Source organism: Chromohalobacter israelensis DSM 3043 (assembly GCF_000055785.1).
Classification (GTDB): domain Bacteria; phylum Pseudomonadota; class Gammaproteobacteria; order Pseudomonadales; family Halomonadaceae; genus Chromohalobacter; species Chromohalobacter israelensis.
This window is the reverse complement of record NC_007963.1, coordinates 996,185-1,016,587: the sequence shown is the minus strand read 5'-3', so window position 1 is coordinate 1,016,587 and position 20,403 is coordinate 996,185. Positions and strand designations below refer to the sequence as shown.

The 20,403-nt window shown below is 63.9% G+C and carries 20 protein-coding genes and 3 tRNA genes; 10 read left to right on the top strand and 13 right to left on the bottom strand.

Annotated features, from left to right (window positions below; translation table 11 throughout):
- The first annotated feature begins 38 nt into the window (after positions 1-38).
- Genes CSAL_RS04645 through CSAL_RS04620 form a run of 6 tightly spaced genes read left to right on the top strand, consistent with a single transcriptional unit; the run spans position 39 to position 5,866 of the window.
- Entirely contained in the window at positions 39-2,837 is a 2,799-nt protein-coding gene (locus CSAL_RS04645; RefSeq protein ID WP_011506206.1) for a monovalent cation/H+ antiporter subunit A, read from the top strand.
- Entirely contained in the window at positions 2,837-3,187 is a 351-nt protein-coding gene (locus CSAL_RS04640; RefSeq protein WP_011506205.1) for a Na+/H+ antiporter subunit C, read from the top strand. The genes CSAL_RS04645 and CSAL_RS04640 overlap by 1 nt, the downstream gene beginning before the upstream one ends.
- Positions 3,187-4,698 (top strand): monovalent cation/H+ antiporter subunit D, encoded by a 1,512-nt coding sequence (locus CSAL_RS04635; protein WP_011506204.1) that lies wholly within the window; start codon positions 3,187-3,189, stop codon positions 4,696-4,698. Before CSAL_RS04640 ends, CSAL_RS04635 begins: the two co-directional genes overlap by 1 nt.
- Complete coding sequence (locus CSAL_RS04630) at positions 4,695-5,192, top strand: Na+/H+ antiporter subunit E (protein WP_011506203.1); 498 nt, start codon at positions 4,695-4,697, stop codon at positions 5,190-5,192. Before CSAL_RS04635 ends, CSAL_RS04630 begins: the two co-directional genes overlap by 4 nt.
- Complete coding sequence (locus CSAL_RS04625; protein ID WP_011506202.1) at positions 5,186-5,455, top strand: K+/H+ antiporter subunit F; 270 nt, start codon at positions 5,186-5,188, stop codon at positions 5,453-5,455. Before CSAL_RS04630 ends, CSAL_RS04625 begins: the two co-directional genes overlap by 7 nt.
- A gap of 12 nt (positions 5,456-5,467) precedes the next feature.
- Complete coding sequence (locus CSAL_RS04620; protein ID WP_011506201.1) at positions 5,468-5,866, top strand: Na+/H+ antiporter subunit G; 399 nt, start codon at positions 5,468-5,470, stop codon at positions 5,864-5,866.
- 69 nt (positions 5,867-5,935) lie between these two features.
- Here CSAL_RS04620 and hemH read toward each other — a convergent pair whose 3' ends face one another.
- Positions 5,936-6,922 (bottom strand): ferrochelatase, encoded by a 987-nt coding sequence (gene hemH, locus CSAL_RS04615; RefSeq protein ID WP_011506200.1) that lies wholly within the window; start codon positions 6,920-6,922, stop codon positions 5,936-5,938.
- Between the two features lie 107 nt (positions 6,923-7,029).
- Between hemH and CSAL_RS04610 the strand changes: the two genes are divergently transcribed.
- Complete coding sequence (locus tag CSAL_RS04610) at positions 7,030-8,604, top strand: cryptochrome/photolyase family protein (protein ID WP_011506199.1); 1,575 nt, start codon at positions 7,030-7,032, stop codon at positions 8,602-8,604.
- Positions 8,605-8,736: 132 nt separating this feature from the next.
- Here the strand turns inward: CSAL_RS04610 and CSAL_RS04605 are convergent, their stop codons facing one another.
- From CSAL_RS04605 to rnr, 10 genes are all read right to left on the bottom strand, one after another.
- Positions 8,737-9,039, bottom strand: coding sequence for a DUF6482 family protein (locus CSAL_RS04605; RefSeq protein ID WP_011506198.1), 303 nt, complete (start codon positions 9,037-9,039; stop codon positions 8,737-8,739).
- Between the two features lie 201 nt (positions 9,040-9,240).
- Complete coding sequence (locus CSAL_RS04600; RefSeq protein ID WP_187290070.1) at positions 9,241-11,025, bottom strand: bifunctional diguanylate cyclase/phosphodiesterase; 1,785 nt, start codon at positions 11,023-11,025, stop codon at positions 9,241-9,243.
- Positions 11,026-11,123: 98 nt separating this feature from the next.
- Positions 11,124-11,423: a hypothetical protein gene (locus tag CSAL_RS04595; RefSeq protein WP_011506196.1), complete on the bottom strand. Its 300-nt coding sequence runs from the start codon at positions 11,421-11,423 to the stop codon at positions 11,124-11,126.
- A gap of 67 nt (positions 11,424-11,490) precedes the next feature.
- Positions 11,491-12,879, bottom strand: coding sequence for a replicative DNA helicase (gene dnaB, locus CSAL_RS04590; protein WP_011506195.1), 1,389 nt, complete (start codon positions 12,877-12,879; stop codon positions 11,491-11,493).
- A 198-nt stretch (positions 12,880-13,077) separates the two neighbouring features.
- Positions 13,078-13,524 carry a 50S ribosomal protein L9 gene (gene rplI, locus CSAL_RS04585; RefSeq protein ID WP_011506194.1) on the bottom strand — a complete coding sequence of 149 codons (447 nt, stop codon included), beginning with the start codon at positions 13,522-13,524 and terminating at the stop codon, positions 13,078-13,080.
- A gap of 15 nt (positions 13,525-13,539) precedes the next feature.
- Positions 13,540-14,391: a hypothetical protein gene (locus CSAL_RS04580; protein ID WP_011506193.1), complete on the bottom strand. Its 852-nt coding sequence runs from the start codon at positions 14,389-14,391 to the stop codon at positions 13,540-13,542.
- An 18-nt stretch (positions 14,392-14,409) separates the two neighbouring features.
- The gene (gene rpsR / locus CSAL_RS04575; protein ID WP_011506192.1) at positions 14,410-14,637 is read right to left on the bottom strand and encodes a 30S ribosomal protein S18; all 228 of its coding nucleotides are present in this window, start codon (positions 14,635-14,637) and stop codon (positions 14,410-14,412) included.
- Positions 14,638-14,659: 22 nt separating this feature from the next.
- Positions 14,660-15,067 (bottom strand): 30S ribosomal protein S6, encoded by a 408-nt coding sequence (rpsF, locus tag CSAL_RS04570; protein ID WP_011506191.1) that lies wholly within the window; start codon positions 15,065-15,067, stop codon positions 14,660-14,662.
- Positions 15,068-15,249: 182 nt separating this feature from the next.
- Complete coding sequence (rlmB, locus tag CSAL_RS04565; protein ID WP_011506190.1) at positions 15,250-16,035, bottom strand: 23S rRNA (guanosine(2251)-2'-O)-methyltransferase RlmB; 786 nt, start codon at positions 16,033-16,035, stop codon at positions 15,250-15,252.
- 27 nt (positions 16,036-16,062) lie between these two features.
- The gene (rnr, locus tag CSAL_RS04560) at positions 16,063-18,468 is read right to left on the bottom strand and encodes a ribonuclease R (RefSeq protein WP_011506189.1); all 2,406 of its coding nucleotides are present in this window, start codon (positions 18,466-18,468) and stop codon (positions 16,063-16,065) included.
- Between the two features lie 195 nt (positions 18,469-18,663).
- On the opposite strand from rnr, the gene CSAL_RS04555 reads away from it, so the two are divergent.
- The 3 genes from CSAL_RS04555 to CSAL_RS04545 all read left to right on the top strand — a co-directional run bounded on the left by CSAL_RS04555 (position 18,664) and on the right by CSAL_RS04545 (position 18,983).
- Positions 18,664-18,750: transfer RNA gene (locus CSAL_RS04555), tRNA-Leu, on the top strand.
- Positions 18,751-18,785: 35 nt separating this feature from the next.
- Positions 18,786-18,872 (top strand) — tRNA-Leu (locus CSAL_RS04550).
- Positions 18,873-18,896: 24 nt separating this feature from the next.
- Positions 18,897-18,983: transfer RNA gene (locus tag CSAL_RS04545), tRNA-Leu, on the top strand.
- Between the two features lie 195 nt (positions 18,984-19,178).
- On the opposite strand, the gene CSAL_RS04540 is transcribed toward CSAL_RS04545, so the two are convergent.
- Together CSAL_RS04540 and CSAL_RS04535 are read right to left on the bottom strand one after the other, a co-directional pair.
- Positions 19,179-20,030 (bottom strand): DNA/RNA non-specific endonuclease, encoded by an 852-nt coding sequence (locus tag CSAL_RS04540; protein ID WP_011506188.1) that lies wholly within the window; start codon positions 20,028-20,030, stop codon positions 19,179-19,181.
- A 76-nt stretch (positions 20,031-20,106) separates the two neighbouring features.
- A complete protein-coding gene (locus CSAL_RS04535) occupies positions 20,107-20,382 on the bottom strand; it encodes an Lrp/AsnC family transcriptional regulator (protein ID WP_011506187.1) in 276 nt (91 codons plus the stop codon).
- Between the last annotated feature and the right edge of the window lie 21 nt (positions 20,383-20,403).

The window sequence follows — 20,403 nt, the reverse complement described above, 5'->3', positions numbered from 1 at the left end:
CGGGTGCCCCCAAATTCCAAACGACAAGAGCAAGTTGCATGTCATTGCTACTGATCGTGCTACTGCCGCTGCTCGGCAGTCTGTTGCCATTGTTGAGTTCGAATCACCGACGTCATCAATGTGCACTCTTGACCGCCGCCATGCCGCTCGTCGCATTGCTGATCGCATTGCGCGAGGCGCCCGGCGTGCTCGCCGGCGACGTCCCTCGCCTGGCCTTCTCGTGGGTGCCGGCACTGGGCCTGGACCTCGCCCTGCGGCTGGACGGCCTGTCGCTGATGTTCGTGCTGCTCATTCTCGGCATCGGCCTGCTGATCATCCTCTACGCACGGCACTACTTGTCCACGGCGGACAGCATGCCGCGCTTCTACGCGTTCCTGATGCTGTTCATGGCCGCGATGCTGGGCATCGTGATGGCCGACAACCTCATCCTGCTGTGGATGTTCTGGGAATTGACCAGCCTGTCGTCGTTCTTGCTGATCGGCTTCTGGAATCATCAATCGGCCGCACGCAAGGGCGCCCGCATGGCGCTGGCCGTCACCGGCATGGGGGGACTCGCGCTGCTCGCCGGCTTGATCCTGATCGGCCAGATCGTCGGCACCTTCGACATGCAGACGGTGCTCGACAGTCGTGACGTCATCCTCGACGACCCCCGGTATCTGCCGGCGCTCCTGCTGATTCTGCTGGGCGCGTTCACGAAGTCGGCACAATTCCCGTTCCAGTTCTGGCTGCCACAAGCCATGGCCGCCCCGACGCCGGTGTCGGCGTTCCTGCACTCGGCCACCATGGTCAAGGCCGGCGTCTTTCTGCTGGCGCGCCTGCACCCGGCACTCGCCGGTTCACAGGAATGGCTGTATCTGGTCAGCCTGACCGGCCTGGTGACGATGCTCTACGGTGCCTATTTCGCGCTCATCAAGCTCGACCTCAAGGCCATTCTCGCCTATTCGACCGTCAGTCACCTGGGGTTGATCACCATGCTGTTCGGCCTCGATAGCCGAATGGCGGTCGTCGCGGGGCTTTTTCATATTCTCAACCACGCCACCTTCAAGGCGGCGCTGTTCATGACCGCGGGCATCGTCGACCATGAGTGCGGCACGCGTGATATTCGCAAGCTCAAGGGCCTGTGGCGCTACATGCCGATGACCACCGCACTGGCGGCGATCACGGCAGCGTCAATGGCCGGCGTGCCGCTGTTCAATGGCTTCCTCTCCAAGGAGATGATGCTCGCCGAAACCCTCGGAACACCCTTGCTCGGCGGGCTGGCCTGGTTGATTCCGACCCTGGCCACGGTGGGCAGCATCCTGGCGGCATCCTATTCGCTGCGTTACGTTCGCAACACCTTCTTCGACGGCAAGCCGCGCGAGCTCGAGAAGACGCCTCACGAGGCGCCCTTCCCCATGCGCCTGCCAATTCTGATCCTGGCGATCATCTGCGTGGTGGTGGGCATCCTGCCGGCGCTGACCACCACGGACCTGCTGACCGCCGCCGCCGATGCCGCCCTTGTCGGCGCCGCTCCCGAGCTGCACCTGAGCATCTGGCACGGTTTCAACCTGCCGCTGCTGATGAGTGCCATCGCCCTGGCCGGCGGCATCGCGGTCTATCTGCTGCGTCAGCACCTGTTCACCTTCCATCGCCAGTTCCCCTCGCGGCACTCGCTGACGATCTTCGAAGGTGCCGTGCAGCGCCTGGTGCGGTTCACGCAATGGTGCATCGACACCCTCGAGAACGGTTCCCTGCAACGCTACATGCTGTGGGTCGTGATCAGTGCCCTGGGCGTCGCCGGCATGGGGCTGATGAGTATCGATACCCTGCAGGGCGATGTCGCCATGCAACCGGCCGACCCCATGGTCACCGTGGGTGCCATCATCACCTGCTTCGCCGGTCTGGGGACCGCCTTCCTGCATCGCCGCCGCCTGATCTCGCTGATCATGCTCTCGGTGGTCGGTCTGATGGCGTCACTGGCGTTCGCCCGCTTCTCGGCACCCGACCTGGCGCTGACCCAGCTCGCGGTCGAGGTGGTCACCGTGATCCTGCTGATGCTGGCGCTGTTCTTCCTGCCGCAAAAGACGCCCAAGGAGTCGAGCGCCTCACGCATCGTGCGCGATGTGTTGTTCGCGGCAGGCTTCGGCGGTGTGGTGGCCAGCCTCAACTATGCTCTGCTGACCCGGCCGCTGACCTCGATTTCCGACTTTTTCCTCGACAACAGCGTGCCCGGCGGCGGTGGCCACAACGTGGTCAACGTGATCCTGGTCGACTTCCGTGGCTTCGATACCCTGGGCGAGATCACCGTGCTGTGCATCGCCGGCATCGGAATCTACAAGCTGCTCAATCGCCTGCGTCTGTTCATGCCCTCCAGCGATAGCGAAGGGCGGCCGTGGTCGCCGGATCGTTACCCGATGATCCTGGCATCGGTCTCCCAGACCCTGCTGCCGATGGCGCTGCTGGTCTCGGTGTTCATCTTCCTGCGCGGTCACAATGCGCCGGGCGGCGGTTTCATCGCCGGCCTGGTCACGGCCGTGGCGCTGATCCTGATGTACATCGCGCACGGCGTCGAATGGGCCCAGCAGCGGCTGTCGTTCCAGTATCAGCCGATAGCCGTCTCCGGCGTGGCCATCGCTGCGCTGACGGGGCTGGGCAGTTGGGTCTTCGGCTATCCGTTCTTGACTTCGGCCTTCGGCCATTTCCATATCCCGCTGATCGGGGACGTGGAGCTGGCCACGGCCATGCTGTTCGATCTCGGTGTCTACCTTACCGTGGTCGGTGCCACGCTGATGATCCTTGCCAACCTGGGCAAGGTGACCACGCCGCACCGTCCCTCCAAGCAGAAGGAGAAAGCGTGATGGAAGCGCTATTCGCGACCACCACGGGCATCCTGGCCGCCAGCGGGCTGTACCTGTCGCTACGCGGACGTACCTTTCCCGTCGTCGTCGGCCTGACGTTGCTGTCCTATGCCGTCAACCTTTTCCTGTTTTCCACCGGCGGGTTGACCACGGACGGCGCCGCCGTGATCAATGATAGCGGCGGCGGCTATACCGATCCGCTGCCGCAGGCTCTGGTGCTGACCGCGATCGTCATCGGCTTCGCGATGACCGCGTTCTCGGTGATACTCGCCATGCGCGTGCGCGGCGACGTGGGCAGCGACCACGTCAACGGCAACCGTATCGACGAGCCGCGGGAGGACAAGTCCTGATGCAGCACTTGATCATCCTGCCGGTTCTGTTGCCCCTGTTGGCCGGGGTCACGCTGTTGATCCATCGCGGCGGCGCGCTGACACTGCGTCGCACCACCAACGTGATCGCCACGGCGGCGCTGGTGGTGGTGGGCATTCTGCTGGTCGCCGAAAGCAGCGATGGCGTGATCCGCTACTACGCCCTGGGCGACTGGCAACCCCCTTTCGGCATCATCCTGGTGCTCGACCGACTGTCCGCCTTGATGGTGATGCTCACCGCCATCCTCGCGCTCGGCAGCCTGCTCTATGCCTGCGCCGGCGATGACGAGCAGGGCTCCAACTTCCATGGGCTGTTCCAGTTGCAGCTGATGGGGATCAATGGCGCTTTCCTGACCGGCGACGCCTTCAACCTGTTCGTGTTCTTCGAGGTGCTGCTGATCGCCTCGTACGCCCTGTTGATGCACGGTGGCGGCAAGGCACGCACCCACGCCGGCTTCCACTACGTGGCGCTCAACCTGCTCGGGTCGATGCTGTTCTTGATCGCGCTCGGTGTGCTCTACGGCACCACGGGAACCCTCAACATGGCCGACATGGCGGCGGTCATTCCGACCCTGGATGCCGGCGACGTGGGGCTGGTCAAGGCAGGCGCCCTGCTGCTGCTGATCGTGTTCGGGCTCAAGGCCGCCATGCTGCCGCTGTATTTCTGGCTGCCACGGGCCTATGCCGCCGCACCCGCGCCGGTCGCGGCGCTGTTCGCCATCATGACCAAGGTCGGTGTCTACGCGATCATTCGCGTCTATACGCTGATCTTCGGCGAACAAGCCGGCCTTCTGGCCAACCTCGCAACCCCCTGGGTGTGGTGGCTGGCGCTCGCGACCCTGGCGCTGGGTGCCATCGGCGTACTCTCGGCACGCGACATGCGCACCCAGGTCGCCTACTTGATCCTGATTTCCGTGGGCACGCTGCTGGCCGGCGTCGGCATGGAAAGCGAAGCGGCCCTCGGCGCGCTGCTGTATTACCTGATTCACACCACGCTGGTCAGCGGCGGCATGTTCCTGCTGGTGGATGCCATCGCTCAGCAACGCGGCAAGGCGGGGGCACGCATCGTGCAGTCGCGCACTCTGGGGCAGCCGGCCATCCTGGGCCTGCTCTTCTTTGCCGGTGCCATCGCCATGGCCGGGCTGCCGCCGCTGTCGGGTGCCTTCGGCAAGGCCCTGTTGCTGCAGGCCGCCACCCCGGCCCAACAGGTCTGGCTGTGGCCGATTCTGCTGATCAGCAGCCTCGCGTCGTTGATCGCACTCTCGCGTACCGGCTCGACCATCTTCTGGCGTGCCTCGGGCGAGCGCACCGGCAGCTCGCTTGGCAGGCTGCGCGGCGCCGGCGTTTTGATGCTGATCCTCTGTGCGCCGCTCATGGTGGCGTTCGCCGGTCCGATCACTCAATTCACCCAGGCCACCGCGGCGCAGCTGCTCGATCGCGACGCCTACGTGCAGGCCATCATCGCCCGCGGGGCGACGGGAGGTGACACATGATTCGTCCTCGCAAGTGGCTCCCCATGCCACTGTTGTCCGTCTTGCTGCTGGTCGTCTGGCTGCTGCTGATGAACAGCGTCGCCCTGGGACACTGGCTGCTCGGCGGGGTGCTGGCGATCGTCATTCCGGTGATCACCGAGCCTTTCTGGGAAGCGCAGCCCCGGGTCAAGAAGCCCTTTCTCCTGGTGCGCTACTTCTTTCGCGTCCTGCTCGACATCATCATTGCCAACCTGGAAGCCTCCAAGGTCATTCTCGATCCCCGCGGGCGGGCGCGTCCGGCATTCGTGGAGTACCCGCTGGAGCTCCAGGAAAACTTCACGATCACCATGCTGGCCAGCACCATCACGCTGACGCCCGGCACGGTGTCGGCCCATCTGCGCATGGATGGCAAGACGCTGTTGATTCACGCCCTGGACGTGGACGATATCGACGACATGATTCGTCATATCCATGAGCGTTACGAACGTCCGCTCAAGGAGATCTTCGAATGCTAGATTTCGCTCTGAAGGTCAGCGCGGTGCTGTTTGCGATCGCGATCCTGCTCAACCTCTACCGGGCCACGGTCGGCCCTAGCCTGCCCGACCGCATACTGGCGCTGGACACCATGTACGTGAACTCCATCGCCCTGATCGTGCTTTTCGGGATCTGGCTGGGCCACCGGACCTACTTCGAGGCAGCGCTGCTCATCGCGATGCTCGGCTTCGTGAGTACCGTGGCGGTCTGCAAGTACTTGCTGCGCGGCGATATCATTGAATAGCGGAGGCAACGCATGATCGCTTTATATACCGTGATGGAAGGCGTCATCGCCTTCTTCCTGATCACCGGAAGCATCTTCGCCCTGATCGGGTCGCTGGGCCTGACGCGCATGAAGGATTTCTACATGCGTCTGCACGGTCCGTCGAAGATTTCCACGCTGGGGGTCGGTTGCATACTGCTGGCATCCATTGCCTACTTTAGCCTGCTGGATGCCGGACCGAGCCTGCAGGAGCTGCTGATCACCATTTTCCTGTTCATCACGGCACCGGTTTCGGCGCACATGCTGAGCAAGAGCGCCCTGCACCAGAAGCTCGCTCGCGACCCTCGTACGCGCGGCAACCCCCAGGAACTGCAGGAAGACGAGGAACACAGCATCGAGGAAGCCCCGCAGGGCGATTCGAAGCTTCCCTGACCCACCCCTCACGTGAACGCGCCCGAGCGGTAGACCCGCTCGGGCGCGTTGCCGGCCAGCTCCGATGACCTACCAGCCTTGAGTGTGCTGCTCGACGAGTGAAGCCAGCATGTCGATATGCGCGGCACGGTCGTTGAGCGCAGGGATGTAGCGGTAGTCACCGCCGCCCGCCTCGGTGAAGTAACCGCGATTCTCCACCTCCAGTTCCTCCAGCGTTTCCAGGCAGTCGGCGGCGAAGGCCGGGCTGATCACATCGACGCCTTCGAGCCCCTCGACGCCCCAGGCTTTCAGCGTGTCGTCGGTATACGGCTTGAGCCATTCCTCGCGCCCGAAGCGCGATTGATAGGTCTGCTGCCACGCCTCGGGCTCGAGCCCCAACGCCTCGGCGACCAGCCGGCTGGTCGTCTCGCAGTGACGCGGATAAGGATCACCCGCCTCGGCATAGCGCTTGGGAATGCCGTGGTACGAGAACAACAGACGTGGTTGCCGGCCATGCGTCTCCCAGTGCTCGCGAATGCTTTCCGCCAGTGCCTCGATGTAAGCCGGATGATCGTGGTAATCCCGCACGAAACGCAGCTCCGGCAGATGCGGGCAGGGCGACAAGGCACGCGCCAGACGGTCGAAGACGGCACCGGTCGTCGTGGCGGAGTACTGCGGGTACAGAGGCAACACCAGGATGCGCTCGACACCGGCATCGCGCAGCGCCAGGCCGGCCTCCTCCATGCTCGGCTTGCCGTAGGTCATCGCCAGCTCGACGGGAATGTCGGTCCCCAGCCGCGCCGCCAGGCGTGCCTTGAGCGCGCGTTGCTGGCGACGCCCGATGGCGAGCAGCGGCGAGCCTTCGTCCTGCCACACGGAAGCATAGGCCTTGGCCACTCGCGGCGGCCGTATGCGCAGGATGATCCCGTGCAGGATCGGCAACCATTTGACGCGCGGCAGGTCGATGACGCGCGGGTCACCCAGGAACTCTGCCAGATAGCGACGTACTGCCGACGTGGTGGGGGCCTCGGGCGTGCCAAGATTGACGAGCATGACACCAAAGGGTGCTGACCCCATGAAACCTCTCCTATAAAAGACCGTGTCAGGCAGTGTAACAAGCGACGGGCATATTATGCTTATCGCGTTATACTATGAAGACAATTTGTACAATATCTGGATAACTCATGTCCAAGTCATTGCGACTGGTGCTCGGTGACCAGCTCAGCCTGACGCTGCCCACATTGCAGGATGCGCCGCCAGGGGCGACGGTCGCTCTCTGCGAGGTCGATGAAGAAGGGCGCTACGTCCCCCATCACCCGCAGAAGATCGCCATGATGCTCGCCGCGATGCGGCATTTCGCCGCCGAGCTGCGTCAGCGGGGGTATCGCGTGCATTATTCGACCCTCGACGATCCCGACAACCGGCACTCGCTGATCGCAGAGGCGGAACGTCTGGCAAAACGGCAAGGCTGCGACGAGATTCACGTGACCCGGCCAGGAGAGTGGCGTCTGCTGAAGGCCATGGAGGCGCGGCAGGCGCAGGATCGAACGCCACGCTGGCGCATCGTCGAAGACACCCGGTTCTTCTGCTCCCACCGCGATTTCGATGCCTGGATGGAAGGCCGCAAACGGCCACGCATGGAGGACTTCTATCGCATGCTGCGTCGACGCACCGGGCTGCTCATGGACGGCAACGCACCGGTCGGCGGGCAGTGGAATTTCGACCGCGACAATCGTGCCCCCATCGATGACGCGCCATCCCCACCCTCGCCGCCTCGCCATCGCCAGGATGCCGTCACCCGGGAGGTGCTGGCACTCGTCGAGAAACGCTTCGCCGATCACGTCGGACGCCTGGAGGGCTTCAACTGGCCCGTCACCCGACGCCAGGCCCTTGCCGATCTGCGCCACTTCGTCGCCCGGGCCTTGCCGGCGTTCGGCACCTACCAGGATGCCATCAGCGATACGGCGCCCTATCTCTTTCACTCCAGGCTCTCCGCTGCACTCAATATCGGCCTGCTGTCCCCCGGCGAGGTATGCGAGGCGGCACAGGACGCCTGGCAAGGTGGCGAGGCGCCACTCAACGCCGTGGAGGGCTTCATTCGCCAGATACTGGGGTGGCGGGAATACGTTCGCGGCATCTATTGGCACCGTATGCCCGCCTACAAGCGCGAGAACCAGCTCGGCGCCACCCGCGGGCTTCCCCGGTGCTACTGGGACGGCGATACCGATCTGCGCTGCCTGCAGCGCGCCATCGAAATGACCCACGACAATGCCTATGCGCATCACATCCAGCGCCTGATGGTCACGGGCAACTTCGCGCTGCTCTGCGACGTTCGCCCTGCGGCCTTGTGCGATTGGTACCTCGCGGTCTACGCCGACGCCTGCGAATGGGTCGAGCTGCCCAATACGCTGGGCATGGTGCTGCACGCCGACGGCGGCTACCTGGGCTCCAAGCCCTATTGCGCCTCGGGCAAGTATATCGACCGCATGTCGGATCACTGCGCCCAATGTCGCTATGACCCGCGCCAGAGCGTGGGCGAGAACGCCTGCCCCTTCAACGCCTTGTACTGGCGCTTCCTGGAGCGTCATGCCGACCAGCTCGCCGACAATCCGCGCATGCGGGTCATATACGGCACGCTCGACAAGATGTCGGCGCACAAGCGCCAGGCGTTACGCCAACAGGCGGACACGTTTCTCGACTCGCTGACATGGACGCCACCTTACGGGCAAGGCCAGCATGCAAGCGACTACGGCGAGTGAACTTCGAGGGGAGGAAAATGCCCGGTGCCTCGGCACCCAGGCCCCGGCATGTCGCCGGGCGGATAAGGGAAACGCAACGTGGGGTGAATGAGGCCGTCGCAACGGCAGCGTGGAGTGCAGTCGCCTATGGGGTCAAAACACCAGCGGCATGCGTGAGGTCAATGGCGACTGGTAATTCGGTTCGCGGCCGATCGCCTCGTCATGGGCGACCCACTGCACGAGATAGGCGCGGTGAACGCCGGCGCGCTTGAGCTCGGCATAGACGTCGTCCAGGGCACGAAACAGCATCGGCTTGCCGCCACGTGTCAGCGGATGGTGCTGACCTTCGACGTCTTCCACGTCGACCCGGTACAAGCGGCTCCCCGCGTGGCTGATGACGCGAATTTCGAAATTGTCCTTCTCTTGCACGAAGTGCTTGAGTTCCTTGATATCCATGTTGCCTCCTGCGGCAGGTAATGATGATGCTTGTCCATCGTGCACCCACGATGCACGCTCAGCGTGACGGTTCTCGATGACAAGAATGTGTCGATGCGCGATGTATCCATGAGTATGGAACGGAACGCGCGGCGCGTCTTGCCGGACGCACCACTGATGACACGAACCTTGACGACGATGCGGGATGCTTCCTCTCCGACATCACGACGCGGCGAAGGTTTCTCCCCGCATGCGCACGACCAGGCGGCCATTCTCGGTACGCTTGGCACTTTGCTTGAGCGGTCCCCAGCAATCGCCGAAACTCTGGGGGGCCAGCCCGCCCGGCACGTTCAAGGCCGCCACCGTGAGCCGCGGCAGCGGAAAGAAGCGTTGTTGCCCGAAGCGGTCCTGTGCGGTGAAACCGCCCTCCTCGACCACGGCAGCCGGCACCCGCGAGGCGACACGCGCCGAAAACTCCGCTTGAATCGCCGCCAGGAAACACTGCAGCCGTTCTCGAGGCGCCAATAACAGCACGAAGTCATCGCCGCCCAGATGCCCCAGGAAATCATGCGCCCCCTTGGCCTCGCCCAGCGTGCCGGCGACATCCAGCAACACCTGGTCGCCCAGGGCATACCCGAAGCGGTCGTTGAACGGCTTGAAGTGATCGAGGTCGAGATAGCAGGCCACGAAGGATTTCCGCGCACGAACGAAGGCATCCAGCGCCGCACGCACGGGCGCATTGCCCGGCAATTGCGTCAAGGGATTGGCCTGACGCGCGATCGCCACCTTCTGCTCGGTGATCTGCTGCAGCAATGCCACGATCTGTCCCATGCCCACGTAGCGGCCGCGCTGGGTGACGACGAAAGGCTCGGCGCGCTGGTCGCTGTCGCGTCCCGTCACCTTGCGCGATACCTGATCGAGGGGCTCCGTGACCTCGACGCACAGCGGCGCCACGTGCATCGCGCTGGTCACGGGGTCGCGACCGTGCAGGTCGAAGCCGAAGCGCTTGCCCACCAGCGCCATCACCGCTTCACGCGTCAAGACGCCGATGGGCATTTCCTGGTCGTCCACCACGGCCATCGCTGCCACGTCCGGCGCGGCACTGAAGCGTTCGCTCGCTTCGGCGACGGTCACCGTCATGGCGAGCGCAGGCTGCCACTTGCAGACATGTCGCGCCACACACTCCTGCAGCGGGCTTTCTTGCCGTGCGGCCAGCTGGGCAAGGCGCTCGTTCAACTCAAGACGCGTAGCTTTCGGTGTCGGCGACGGCCGCGCGAACAACCAGCCTTGATAGTAATCCGCCCCCAGTGCATGCAGGCAATCGAGCTCTTCTTCCCGCTCCACGCCTTCGGCGATGACACGCGACCCCACGCCATGGGCAACGTCCAGAAACGCCCTCACGAACCGGCGTTTGACGCGATCGCGATCCAGCTCGCTGACGAAATGTCGATCGAGCTTGACGAAGTCGGGGCGAATCTGTGACCACAGACGCAGGCTGGCATACCCCTCGCCCAGATCGTCCAGCGCGATCGTGAAGCCCATCGATTGATAGTGACGCACGGCTTCCGCCATGAGATCGGGATCGATGCCCGGGGACTGCTCGGTGAGCTCTATCACCAAGCGATGCGGCGGAATGCCGAGTCGCGTCAACAGGCGCAGGGTTTCGCCACTGCGGTGTTTTGGATCGAGCAGGACTTCCGGCGACACGTTGATGAACAACAGTTCATCGAGCTCCTGGTCGGCCCAGGCCGTGATCGCACGATGACGGCATACCGCTTCGAGCGGGGCGAGCAGCGACTGCTTGCGTGCCGCCTCGAACATGGTCAGCGGATGCGCGTATACGGTATCGTGCGGGCCACGCGACAATGCCTCGTAGGCGAAGACACGCCCCGACCGAATGGCCACGATCGGCTGAAAATGGACGTCGATACGCCCTTCCCGCACGATGGCCGACAGACTCGGATCGGTCGCCTCGGTAGTGGAAGCTGGAGGGCACGGATGGGTCATGGCCCCATTAGGCCAATTCCCCATGACGTTCATGTGACACCGGCCATGCCGCGGCGCGCGCCGGCCGCGCCGCCTCGACACCCAGCCGGATCAGCGCATCACGAATCGCGCTGGTAGGTGGAAGGGTCGATCGCTACGCCCAGCGAGTTGCGGTCGACCCAGTTGCCCGCGCGGGTTTCCTTGTAGCGGAAGACCACACGATCGCCCACCGAGACAGGCAGCTCGGCGTCCTCGGTCTGATAACTATAGGTGGTACCGTCGACGACCAGGGTATAACGGTAGAGATCGGGCATCCCCAACCACTCCTTGAACGGCCCTTCACGCTCGACGCTTTCCAGTTGGCCACGCCCCTCGAGTTTCGGGGTCCGCTTCTTGCCACGTTGAAATCCGCTCGCCATCTCCCCTCCTGTTCACTTGCGGGTCGGGCATTATAAGGCATACCCCGTGCATTTGCCCGCGCCGTCGTCACTCGCCCATGTGCTGGCCGTAACTATCCGGCGCGAGGTCCTCGAAGCGGGTGTACTTGCCGATGAAGGCCATGTGCACGGCACCGATCGGCCCGTTACGCTGCTTGCCGATGATCAACTCGGCCAACCCCTTGTTGTCGGGATTGTCTGGATTATAGACCTCGTCGCGATACACGAAGGCAATGAGGTCGGCATCCTGCTCGATGGCCCCCGACTCGCGCAGGTCGGACATCACCGGACGCTTGTTGGGACGCTGCTCCAGCGAGCGGTTGAGCTGCGAGAGAGCCACCACCGGGCAATTGAACTCCTTGGCCAGGGCCTTGAGCGAGCGCGAAATTTCCGAGATCTCGCCGGTGCGGTTCTCGGAGAATCCCGGAATCTGCATGAGCTGAAGATAGTCGATCATGATCAGCCCGATGTTGCCGTGCTCGCGTGCCAGACGCCGCGTCCGCGCCCGCATCTCGTTGGGCGAGAGGCCGGCAGTGTCGTCGATGAACAACTGCTTGTCCTTGAGCAGGTTGACCGCCGAGGTCAGACGTGGCCAATCCTCGTCCTCGAGCTGGCCGGTACGCACTCGGGTCTGGTCGATGCGTCCCAGCGACGAGAGCATGCGCAGCATCAGGGCATCGGCGGGCATCTCCATGGAAAACACCACCACCGGCTTGTCGCTGGAAATGACCGCATGCTCGACCACGTTCATGGCGAACGTCGTCTTGCCCATCGACGGCCGGCCGGCGATGATCACCAGGTCAGACGGCTGCAGCCCCGAGGTCATCTCGTCGAGATCCCGGAAGCCGGTCGACAGGCCGGTCATCTCACCCTGCATGTTGAACAGTTCGTCGATGCGATCGACGGCCTTGCTGAGCAGATCGCTCATGCCGATCGCACCGCCGGTCTTGGGACGATCCTCGCTGATCTGGAAGACCAGACGCTCGGCTTCGTTGACCAGTTCATCGGCGGGACGCCCCTGCGGCGCGAACGCCCCGTCGGCGATCTGATGAGCGGCCTGTATCAGCTTGCGCAGGGTCGCCCGCTCGCGAACGATATCGGTATAGGCGCGGATGTTGCTCGCCGAAGGCGTGTTGCGTGCCAGTTCGGCCAGATACGCCAGACCGCCGACGCTTTCCAGCTGGTCGCGATTTTCCAGCGCTTCGGACAGCGTGACCACGTCGAGCGGATGGCCCGCATCGGCGAGCTGGGCCATGGCGTTGAAGATCAGTCGATGCTCGTAGCGATAGAAATCGTCGGCCGAGAGACGCTCCGAGACGGTATCCCAGGCGCTGTTCTCCAGCATCAGCCCCCCCAGTACCGACTGCTCGGCCTCCAGGGAGTGCGGCGGTACCTTGAGGGCAGCGGTTTCCTGGTCGTGCTCGACGTATTCGCTCATGCTCGTTTCCTGACCGGTCGGTATCGAAGGCCGGCGAACGGGATACGCTCACCGTCTCGGCCACTGATATGATGCCGCGACGTCATTGCCGTTGCACCCTCGAAAGCGCATCCGTGGCATACGCCGCCCTGGCACAAAAAGGGCGCGAAGGTTTCCCTTCGCGCCCCCATTCCGGCATGTCGCCTGGCGGTATGGCGCTTACTCGGCCACGACCACGATGCGAACGCTGGAGGTGACTTCCGCGTGCAGCTGCAGCGTAATGTCGTATTCGCCCGTCTTGCGAATCGGGCCTTCCGGCATGCGCACTTCGCTCTTGACCACGTCAAGACCCGCCTGGGTCAGGGCGTCGGCCAGGTCACGCGGACCGATCGAGCCGAACAGCTTGCCTTCGTCACCCGCCTTGGCGACCAGTGACAGTTCGATCTCGGAAAGCTGCGCGGCGCGCGCTTCGGCTTCGGCCTTGCGTTCGGCGGCTTGCGCTTCGAGCTCGGCACGCTGCGCTTCGAAAGCGGCAACGTTTTCCTTGGTGGCCGGCACGGCGAGGCCGTAGGGCACCAGGTAGTTACGGCCGTAACCGGCCTTGACGGCGACTTGATCACCCAAGTTGCCCAGCTTGCCAATCTTGTCGAGCAGAATGACGTCCATCTCGTTAACCTCTCATCAGTGGTTGCGGGCCAGGCGTGCGCGGAAATCCGCAAAAGTATCGACAACGGCCAGCAACAGCACAATCAGAATCGTGGGCCAGGTCGTCAGCAGCAGTGCATAAAAGCCGACCAACCAGAACCCGCTCATCCCCTTCATTCCAATCCAGCCATGGACCAGTGCGACTCCCGCGACCAGAAGCGGCACCCAGACCAGCATGGTCGCCATCGGCATGGCGAACACGAGTCCCAGCACCCCCACGCCGACCAGCAGCAGCAACTCCTTGGCACTCAGGCGCAGTGCGTGGAACTCTTCACGAAAGCCCCCCGGATTGTACAATCCGGCTTGCCAGCTTCGCGCCAGTGCCAGACAGGCAATCGCCGCGAGCAGCACGACCAGTCCGGTAATCCCGCTGATCAGCATCCCCGCGAGTTGCTCGGTGGAAACGCCCTGCGCGCTCAACTCGGTGAGCATGCCATCGACTTCCGCCGAGTTCTGGCGTACCTGTTCGAGCATCGGTCCCGCGCCGCCCGGCGGCAGGAAGATGCCGATCTGGACCAGCACCGCGCATACCAGGGTGCCGGCAATCAGCGTGTCCCCCCAGCGCAGCCGAGCGCGCAGGATGGTCGCCATCAACGTCACCAGCAACACGCTGGCGAGCGGGACGGCATCCCCCTGCACCCACCACCAGCCGGCCGGTAGCGCGGCGGCGATCAGCACCGGAAGCCCGGGGCCCAGGCCACGCCGCAATGTTACCAGTGCGGCCACGGCGGCACTCAGCCAGAACAGCCAGGGAATCAACGCCGCAATCAGGGCCGTGACAGCCGCTTGCGGCGTACCGCGCATTACCCAACGGGCCAGTGCCAGCATCGCGCGAGTCGCCTCGTCTTACTGGTGGCTGTCGGTATAGGGCAGCAGCGCCAGGTAGCGAGCGCGCTTGATGGCCGTGGACAGCTGACGCTGGTAACGAGCCTTGGTACCGGTGATGCGGCTGGGCACGATCTTGCCGGTTTCGGTGATGTAGGACTTGAGTGTATCGATGTCCTTGTAATCGATGTACTTCACGCCTTCGGCGGTGAAGCGGCAGAACTTACGGCGACGGAAAAAGCGTGCCATGGGTTATCCTCCAGAGATCGGATCAGTTGGCTTCGGCGTCAGCGGGGGCTTCTTCGTTGCGCTCGGTGCGCGGCCGCTCGCTTTTCTCTTCACGACGACGCGGCTTTTCTTCAGCCGGCTTCATCATCGGAGACGCTTCGGTGATCGCCTCTTTGCAACGCACCACCAGGCTGCGGATGATGGCATCGTTGAAACGGAAGATGTTCTCGATCTCGTCGAGAGTCTCGCCGCTGCACTCGATGTTCATCAGCACGTAGTGGGCCTTGTGGATCTTGTTGATCGGGTAGGCCAGGTGACGGCGACCCCAATCTTCCAGACGATGCACGGTACCGCCGTTCTCGGTGACGAGCCCGGTATAGCGCTCGACCATGGCCGGCACCTGCTCGCTCTGATCCGGGTGGACCATGAACACGATTTCGTAATGACGCATGATAGCTCCTTACGGTTTGACAGCTTCCACGGGGCCCGTGCCTTTCGAGGGCCGCGAGAAGCAAGGAGAAAAGTCTCGGTGTCTCCAGGGCACGCGCAAGCGACGCCCGGAGAACCGCACAATTGTAGTGATCGCCCCTCGTGCTTGCAACTCGTCTCGCACGAAGGGCTACATGGCCGACGTCACGAGGACTGACGCTGGCGAACGGCCTCGAACAGGCAGACCCCGGTGGCAACCGACACGTTGAGACTGGAAACGCTGCCGGCCATGGGCAGCTTGGCGAGCAGGTCACAGGCATCGCGGGTCAGGCGGCGCATGCCCTTGCCCTCGGCGCCCATGACCACTGCCAGCGGCCCGGCCAGATCGATGTCGTACAGGCACTGCGCCGATTCGCCGGCGGTACCCACGATCCAGACCCCATGAGTCTTGAGCCGACCCATGGCCCGCGCCAGGTTGGTGACTTGATAGACGGGCGTGACATCGGCGGCACCGCAGGCGACCTTGCGGACCGTGGCATTGAGCGGCGCGGCCTTGTCCTTGGGCACGATGACGCCATGCGCGCCCGCCGCATCCGCGCTGCGAAGACAGGCACCGAAATTATGCGGGTCGGTCACCCCGTCGAGGATCAGCAGCAAGGGCGGCGACGATTGCTGCCAGGCGCCGAGGCGAAACCATAACGCCTCCTCGCTTTCGGCCTGCAGCGGCGGCGCAAAGGCGATCACCCCCTGATGCACGGCGCCTCTGGCCACGCCATCGAGCGTCTCGCGGGCCACACCGGCGCACTTGACGCCCGCCTGCCGCGCCAGCGCCACCAGCGCTTCCAGGCGCGCTTCGGCGCGCCCCTCCTGGATCCACAGCTCGCGCGGCGGCTGGCCACGCTCGAACAAGGCACGCACGGCATGTACGCCGTAGACGGCATCCAGACCTTCGGGCGTCGCGACGCGCGTCCGGGACGACTTACCTTTCATGAGGCCTCACTTTCCGGTGTCCGGCGCTCATCCGCGCTTGTCTCCCTTGCCACGCCGAGAACGCCGGCGCGGCTTGCCGTCGCGCGATTTCTTGGTGGCATTGCCGTCCTGCCCGGCCCCCTGCTTGCCCTGTGTCGACGCACCGCCAGACGCCGGCTTCTTGCGGCCGCGGTTGGAGCGATGCGGGCGTGGCTTGTCGTCGGCCAGTTCGAAGTCGATCTTGCGCTCGTCCAGGTCGACGCGTGCCACCTGCACGGTCACGCCATCGCCGAGGCGATAGGACATGCCGCTGCGCTCCCCCTTGAGGCGATGCTTTTCCGCCTCGTAGTGGTAGTAGTCGGACGGCAGCGACGTGACGTGCACCAGCCCTTCCACATAGACATCGTCGAGGCGCACGAAGACGCCGAACTGCGTCACCGAGGCAATGGTGCCGTCGAAGATCTCGCCGAGCTTGTCGGACATGAACTCGCACTTCAGCCAATCCTCGACGTCACGTGTCGCGTCGTCGGCGCGCCGCTCGGTCATCGAGCAATGCTCGCCGAGTTCGAGCATCTGCTCGAAGGTGTACGGCGCCCACTTGCTGGGCGGCTCCACCGGCGCACCCTCGGCACGCAGTACGGTATTGGTCTGGCGCGGACCTCGAATCACCGAGCGGATGGCGCGATGCACGAGCAGATCCGGATAGCGGCGAATCGGCGAAGTGAAATGCGCATAAGCCGGATAGGCCAGACCGAAGTGGCCGTCGTTCTGCGGCGAATAGACCGCGCGGCTCATCGAGCGCAGCATTACCGTCTGGATGACGTCGGCATCCGGCCGTCCCTTGATCGCCTCGGCAAGGTCGCGATAGTCCTGCGGCGTAGGATCGTCGCCGCCGCCCAGCGACAGCCCCAGCTCGTTGAGGAACAGGCGCAGCTTGTCCAGGCGCTCCGGCGAAGGCTTCTCGTGGATACGATACAGCGCCGGCAGATCGTGCTTGTCGAGAAAGCGCGCGGTCGCCACGTTGGCGGCCAGCATGCATTCCTCGATGATCTTGTGCGCATCGTTGCGCGAGCGCGGCACGATCTTCTCGATCTTGCGCGCCTCGTTGAAGATGATTTCCGTCTCGGTGGTCTCGAAATCGATGGCACCACGCGCCTCGCGTGCCTCGCGCAGGATCGTGTAGAGACTTTTCAGGTTCTTCAGCGAGGGCACGAGATTCCGGTACTGTTCGCGCAGGGCGTCGGCTTCCGGCCCCTCGTCGTCGAGGATCGCGGCGACCTTGTTGTAGGTCAGGCGCGCATGCGACTGGAATACCGCCTCGTAGAAGCGGTAGCGGCTGATCGCCCCGTTCGGCGAAATATTCATCTCGCAGACCAGGGCCAGGCGGTCCACCTCGGGATTCAGCGAGCACAGCCCGTTGGACAGCAGCTCGGGCAGCATCGGTACGACCTGGCCGGGGAAATAGACCGAGGTGCCGCGCGTGATCGCCTCCTGGTCCAGGGCGCTGCCCGGACGCACATAGTGCGAGACGTCGGCGATCGCCACTACCAGCTTCCAGCTCCCGGACTTGGTTTTCCAGGCGCAGACGGCATCGTCGAAGTCCTTGGCAGACTCGTCGTCGATGGTCACCAGCGGCACATCGCGCAGATCGATCCGGTTCTGCTTGTCGGCCTCGGCCACGGACGCCGACATGTCGGCGATCTCGGCATGCACCTCGGGCGGAAATTCCGCGGGAATCTCGTAGCTGCGGATGGCGATGTCGATTTCCATCCCCGGATCCATGCGCTCGCCGAGCACTTCGGTGACCTCCCCGACCGGCTGTACCCGCGTCGCCGGTTGCTGGGTGATGCGCACCGCGACGATCTGGCCGTCGCGGGCACCACCGCTGGCGCTATGCGGCACGATCACTTCCTGGGAGATCCGCGAGTTCTCGGGAATCAATACCCCGAACTCGGCGGTATTCTGGCGGTAGACCCCCACCAGCGACTGGGTGTTGCGCGCCAGCACCTCGGCGATGGTCGCCTCGTCGCGACCGCGCCGGTCGCGGCCGCTGATGCGCACCAGCACCTGGTCGCCGTCGAAGACACGCCGCATCTGGCGAGGCGGCAATACCAGATCGGGCTTCTTGCCATCCTCGCGGATCAAGAAGCCCATGCCGTCGCGATGCCCCTGAACCCGGCCGCGGATGAGGTCGAGCTTGTCGATCAGGGCGTAGGCACCACGCCGATTGCGCAGAATCTGGCCATCGCGCTCCATGGCGGCCAGCCGGCGGCGTACGCCTTCCAGCCGTTCCTCGTCGTCCACCGCCAGCATGCGGCTGAGGTTTTCGGGGGTGATGGGCTTGCCGTACTCCTCCAGGCGCGCGAACAGGTATTCGCGGCTGGGGACGGGATTATCGTATTTACTCGCTTCACGTTCCGCATGCGGATCGTCACTGAGTTTCCAATGATTCATGGTAATGACTTCCTTACGAGCGAGCCGGCAAGCGAATAGGGTGCGCCGATGGCGTTGTTATGAAATTCAATCATGACGCCAGTATAGCGGGCACAGCCAGTCGACCCAACCATGTCCGTCATGTGCGTCGCCACATGCGGATGTGACTTCATGGCTTGCATTCCCGCGAAAAATGGGTATGATACAACGCGCCTCGCCCAGGTGGCGGAATTGGTAGACGCGCTAGCTTCAGGTGCTAGTGTCCTTACGGACGTGGAGGTTCAAGTCCTCTCCTGGGCACCATCGATCTCCTGGCGAGATCGCAAGCGAGGCAAAATGCCCGGATGGCGGAATTGGTAGACGCGCTAGCTTCAGGTGCTAGTGTCCTTACGGACGTGGAGGTTCAAGTCCTCTTCCGGGCACCATCAGTATCGGTAAAGCCATGACGCGCCCAGGTGGCGGAATTGGTAGACGCGCTAGCTTCAGGTGCTAGTGTCCTTACGGACGTGGAGGTTCAAGTCCTCTCCTGGGCACCATCGCGCATGACGCTTTTCCGATCGTGATTCCCGTCTGCAGCATTTCCCCATCGAACGCTTGCCTTGCCGGCAATGCGGTCGTTTTCCCGTTGACTTGCCCGTTTCCCCCGGCCACCCGGTGATGTCATCGCCCCGTGCCGATATCACGCGGAAACCTCCTCCCCCGCTCATTGGCTCTTCTGCCCGGCCCGTCGTCTAGTCGAAGCGCCCCGGCCGTCGCGCGACACGCTCCAGCCCCCAGCCTTGGGTCTCGATATGGGACTCCAGCGGCGTCTCGACCGCCTCGGGCAGACGTGGAAAGAAGTCGAGACGAGTCCGCGCCTCGAGTTCGTCGATGCTCACCAGGAAGCGATCGAGCGGCTCGTCGCCATGCACCGTTTGCGGCACGAGAAAGGCCAGTGCCCGCGGGTGCTCGCCCGGCACGACGATGATCTTGTAGAACGCCGCCGGCACCTGGGTGAACCCGATCCGGTGCAGGAAGCGTTCGTCGAAGACCGGCCCCGTCACCACCTGAAGCCGACCGAAACGCGGCAGAAAGTCGTCCATGACGACTTCTTCCAGGCGCTGCCATACGCGCCGATTCAGATCGGGGCGCTGGGGCGTGATATTGGTCATGCGAAAGGTATCGAGCTGGGCGTCGCGCCCGTAGACGCGGGCGATCGCGTAGTTGGGGGCCAGATGGCCACGATCATAGCCACTGCGCGTGTACTGATCCGACGTCACCGGCCACAGCGAGCGCCAGTCGCGCTCGAACCCGCTGGGCCGATCGCCGATGGGCGCCTCCGCCGTTTCATTCAGCATGTAGCTGGCCCACAGGGGGCTGACGCGAATGTCCGACCACCCGACCAGGAAGCCGTCGTTGCGCAGCACCCTGTTGAAGCCCTGCCAGCTCGTCGCCTGCCATTCGGGGACGCCCATCCAGCTGAGCTGATCGCGGACGTCACGCTCCTGCCAATACCAGAGACCGGAGCCGACCACGGCGAAAACCAGGGAAATGCCTGCGCCACGCACCAGGCGCCGAAATTGATAGGAAATAACGGCGATCATGCCGATGACGCGTCCTTGTCCTGCAGTGACGAAAACGGAAGATCGGCGGCCCTCGCGGGCCGCGTCGTGGCGGGAACTACCATCCCAGCGAGAACATGGTCTCGAGGTCGTGCCGGGAATGCACCTGCATGGCATTGAGCGTCTCGGTGTCGTGAATGCCTTCGACCTGCATCAGACGCTCGGTCACCAGTTGCGCCAATGACTCGAAATCACGCGTGCGCGCGATCGCGACCAGGTCGTAGCGGCCACAGGTGGAAAACACCTCGCTGATGCCTTCCAGCTCGGCGAGCCGCTGGGCCACCGCATTGATCTGGCCCTTCTCCACGTCGATCAGGATCACCGCGCTTTGCATGAGACTCTCCCGCTGCACTCG

Excerpts from the sequence above, each read along its gene's own strand:
- CSAL_RS04600 (WP_187290070.1), bottom strand. The coding sequence starts at position 11,025 with ATGACCCATCCGTGCCCTCCAGCTTCCACTACCGAGGCGACCGATCCG.
- CSAL_RS04635 (WP_011506204.1), top strand. The coding sequence starts at position 3,187 with ATGCAGCACTTGATCATCCTGCCGGTTCTGTTGCCCCTGTTGGCCGGG.
- CSAL_RS04610 (WP_011506199.1), top strand. The coding sequence starts at position 7,030 with ATGTCCAAGTCATTGCGACTGGTGCTCGGTGACCAGCTCAGCCTGACG.
- CSAL_RS04625 (WP_011506202.1), top strand. The coding sequence starts at position 5,186 with ATGCTAGATTTCGCTCTGAAGGTCAGCGCGGTGCTGTTTGCGATCGCG.
- rpsR (WP_011506192.1), bottom strand. The coding sequence starts at position 14,637 with ATGGCACGCTTTTTCCGTCGCCGTAAGTTCTGCCGCTTCACCGCCGAA.
- CSAL_RS04580 (WP_011506193.1), bottom strand. The coding sequence starts at position 14,391 with ATGCTGGCACTGGCCCGTTGGGTAATGCGCGGTACGCCGCAAGCGGCT.
- CSAL_RS04605 (WP_011506198.1), bottom strand. The coding sequence starts at position 9,039 with ATGGATATCAAGGAACTCAAGCACTTCGTGCAAGAGAAGGACAATTTC.
- CSAL_RS04630 (WP_011506203.1), top strand. The coding sequence starts at position 4,695 with ATGATTCGTCCTCGCAAGTGGCTCCCCATGCCACTGTTGTCCGTCTTG.
- CSAL_RS04620 (WP_011506201.1), top strand. The coding sequence starts at position 5,468 with ATGATCGCTTTATATACCGTGATGGAAGGCGTCATCGCCTTCTTCCTG.
- rpsF (WP_011506191.1), bottom strand. The coding sequence starts at position 15,067 with ATGCGTCATTACGAAATCGTGTTCATGGTCCACCCGGATCAGAGCGAG.
- CSAL_RS04595 (WP_011506196.1), bottom strand. The coding sequence starts at position 11,423 with ATGGCGAGCGGATTTCAACGTGGCAAGAAGCGGACCCCGAAACTCGAG.
- CSAL_RS04640 (WP_011506205.1), top strand. The coding sequence starts at position 2,837 with ATGGAAGCGCTATTCGCGACCACCACGGGCATCCTGGCCGCCAGCGGG.
- CSAL_RS04645 (WP_011506206.1), top strand. The coding sequence starts at position 39 with ATGTCATTGCTACTGATCGTGCTACTGCCGCTGCTCGGCAGTCTGTTG.
- CSAL_RS04535 (WP_011506187.1), bottom strand. The coding sequence starts at position 20,382 with ATGCAAAGCGCGGTGATCCTGATCGACGTGGAGAAGGGCCAGATCAAT.
- rlmB (WP_011506190.1), bottom strand. The coding sequence starts at position 16,035 with ATGAAAGGTAAGTCGTCCCGGACGCGCGTCGCGACGCCCGAAGGTCTG.
- dnaB (WP_011506195.1), bottom strand. The coding sequence starts at position 12,879 with ATGAGCGAATACGTCGAGCACGACCAGGAAACCGCTGCCCTCAAGGTA.
- rnr (WP_011506189.1), bottom strand. The coding sequence starts at position 18,468 with ATGAATCATTGGAAACTCAGTGACGATCCGCATGCGGAACGTGAAGCG.
- hemH (WP_011506200.1), bottom strand. The coding sequence starts at position 6,922 with ATGGGGTCAGCACCCTTTGGTGTCATGCTCGTCAATCTTGGCACGCCC.
- rplI (WP_011506194.1), bottom strand. The coding sequence starts at position 13,524 with ATGGACGTCATTCTGCTCGACAAGATTGGCAAGCTGGGCAACTTGGGT.
- CSAL_RS04540 (WP_011506188.1), bottom strand. The coding sequence starts at position 20,030 with ATGATCGCCGTTATTTCCTATCAATTTCGGCGCCTGGTGCGTGGCGCA.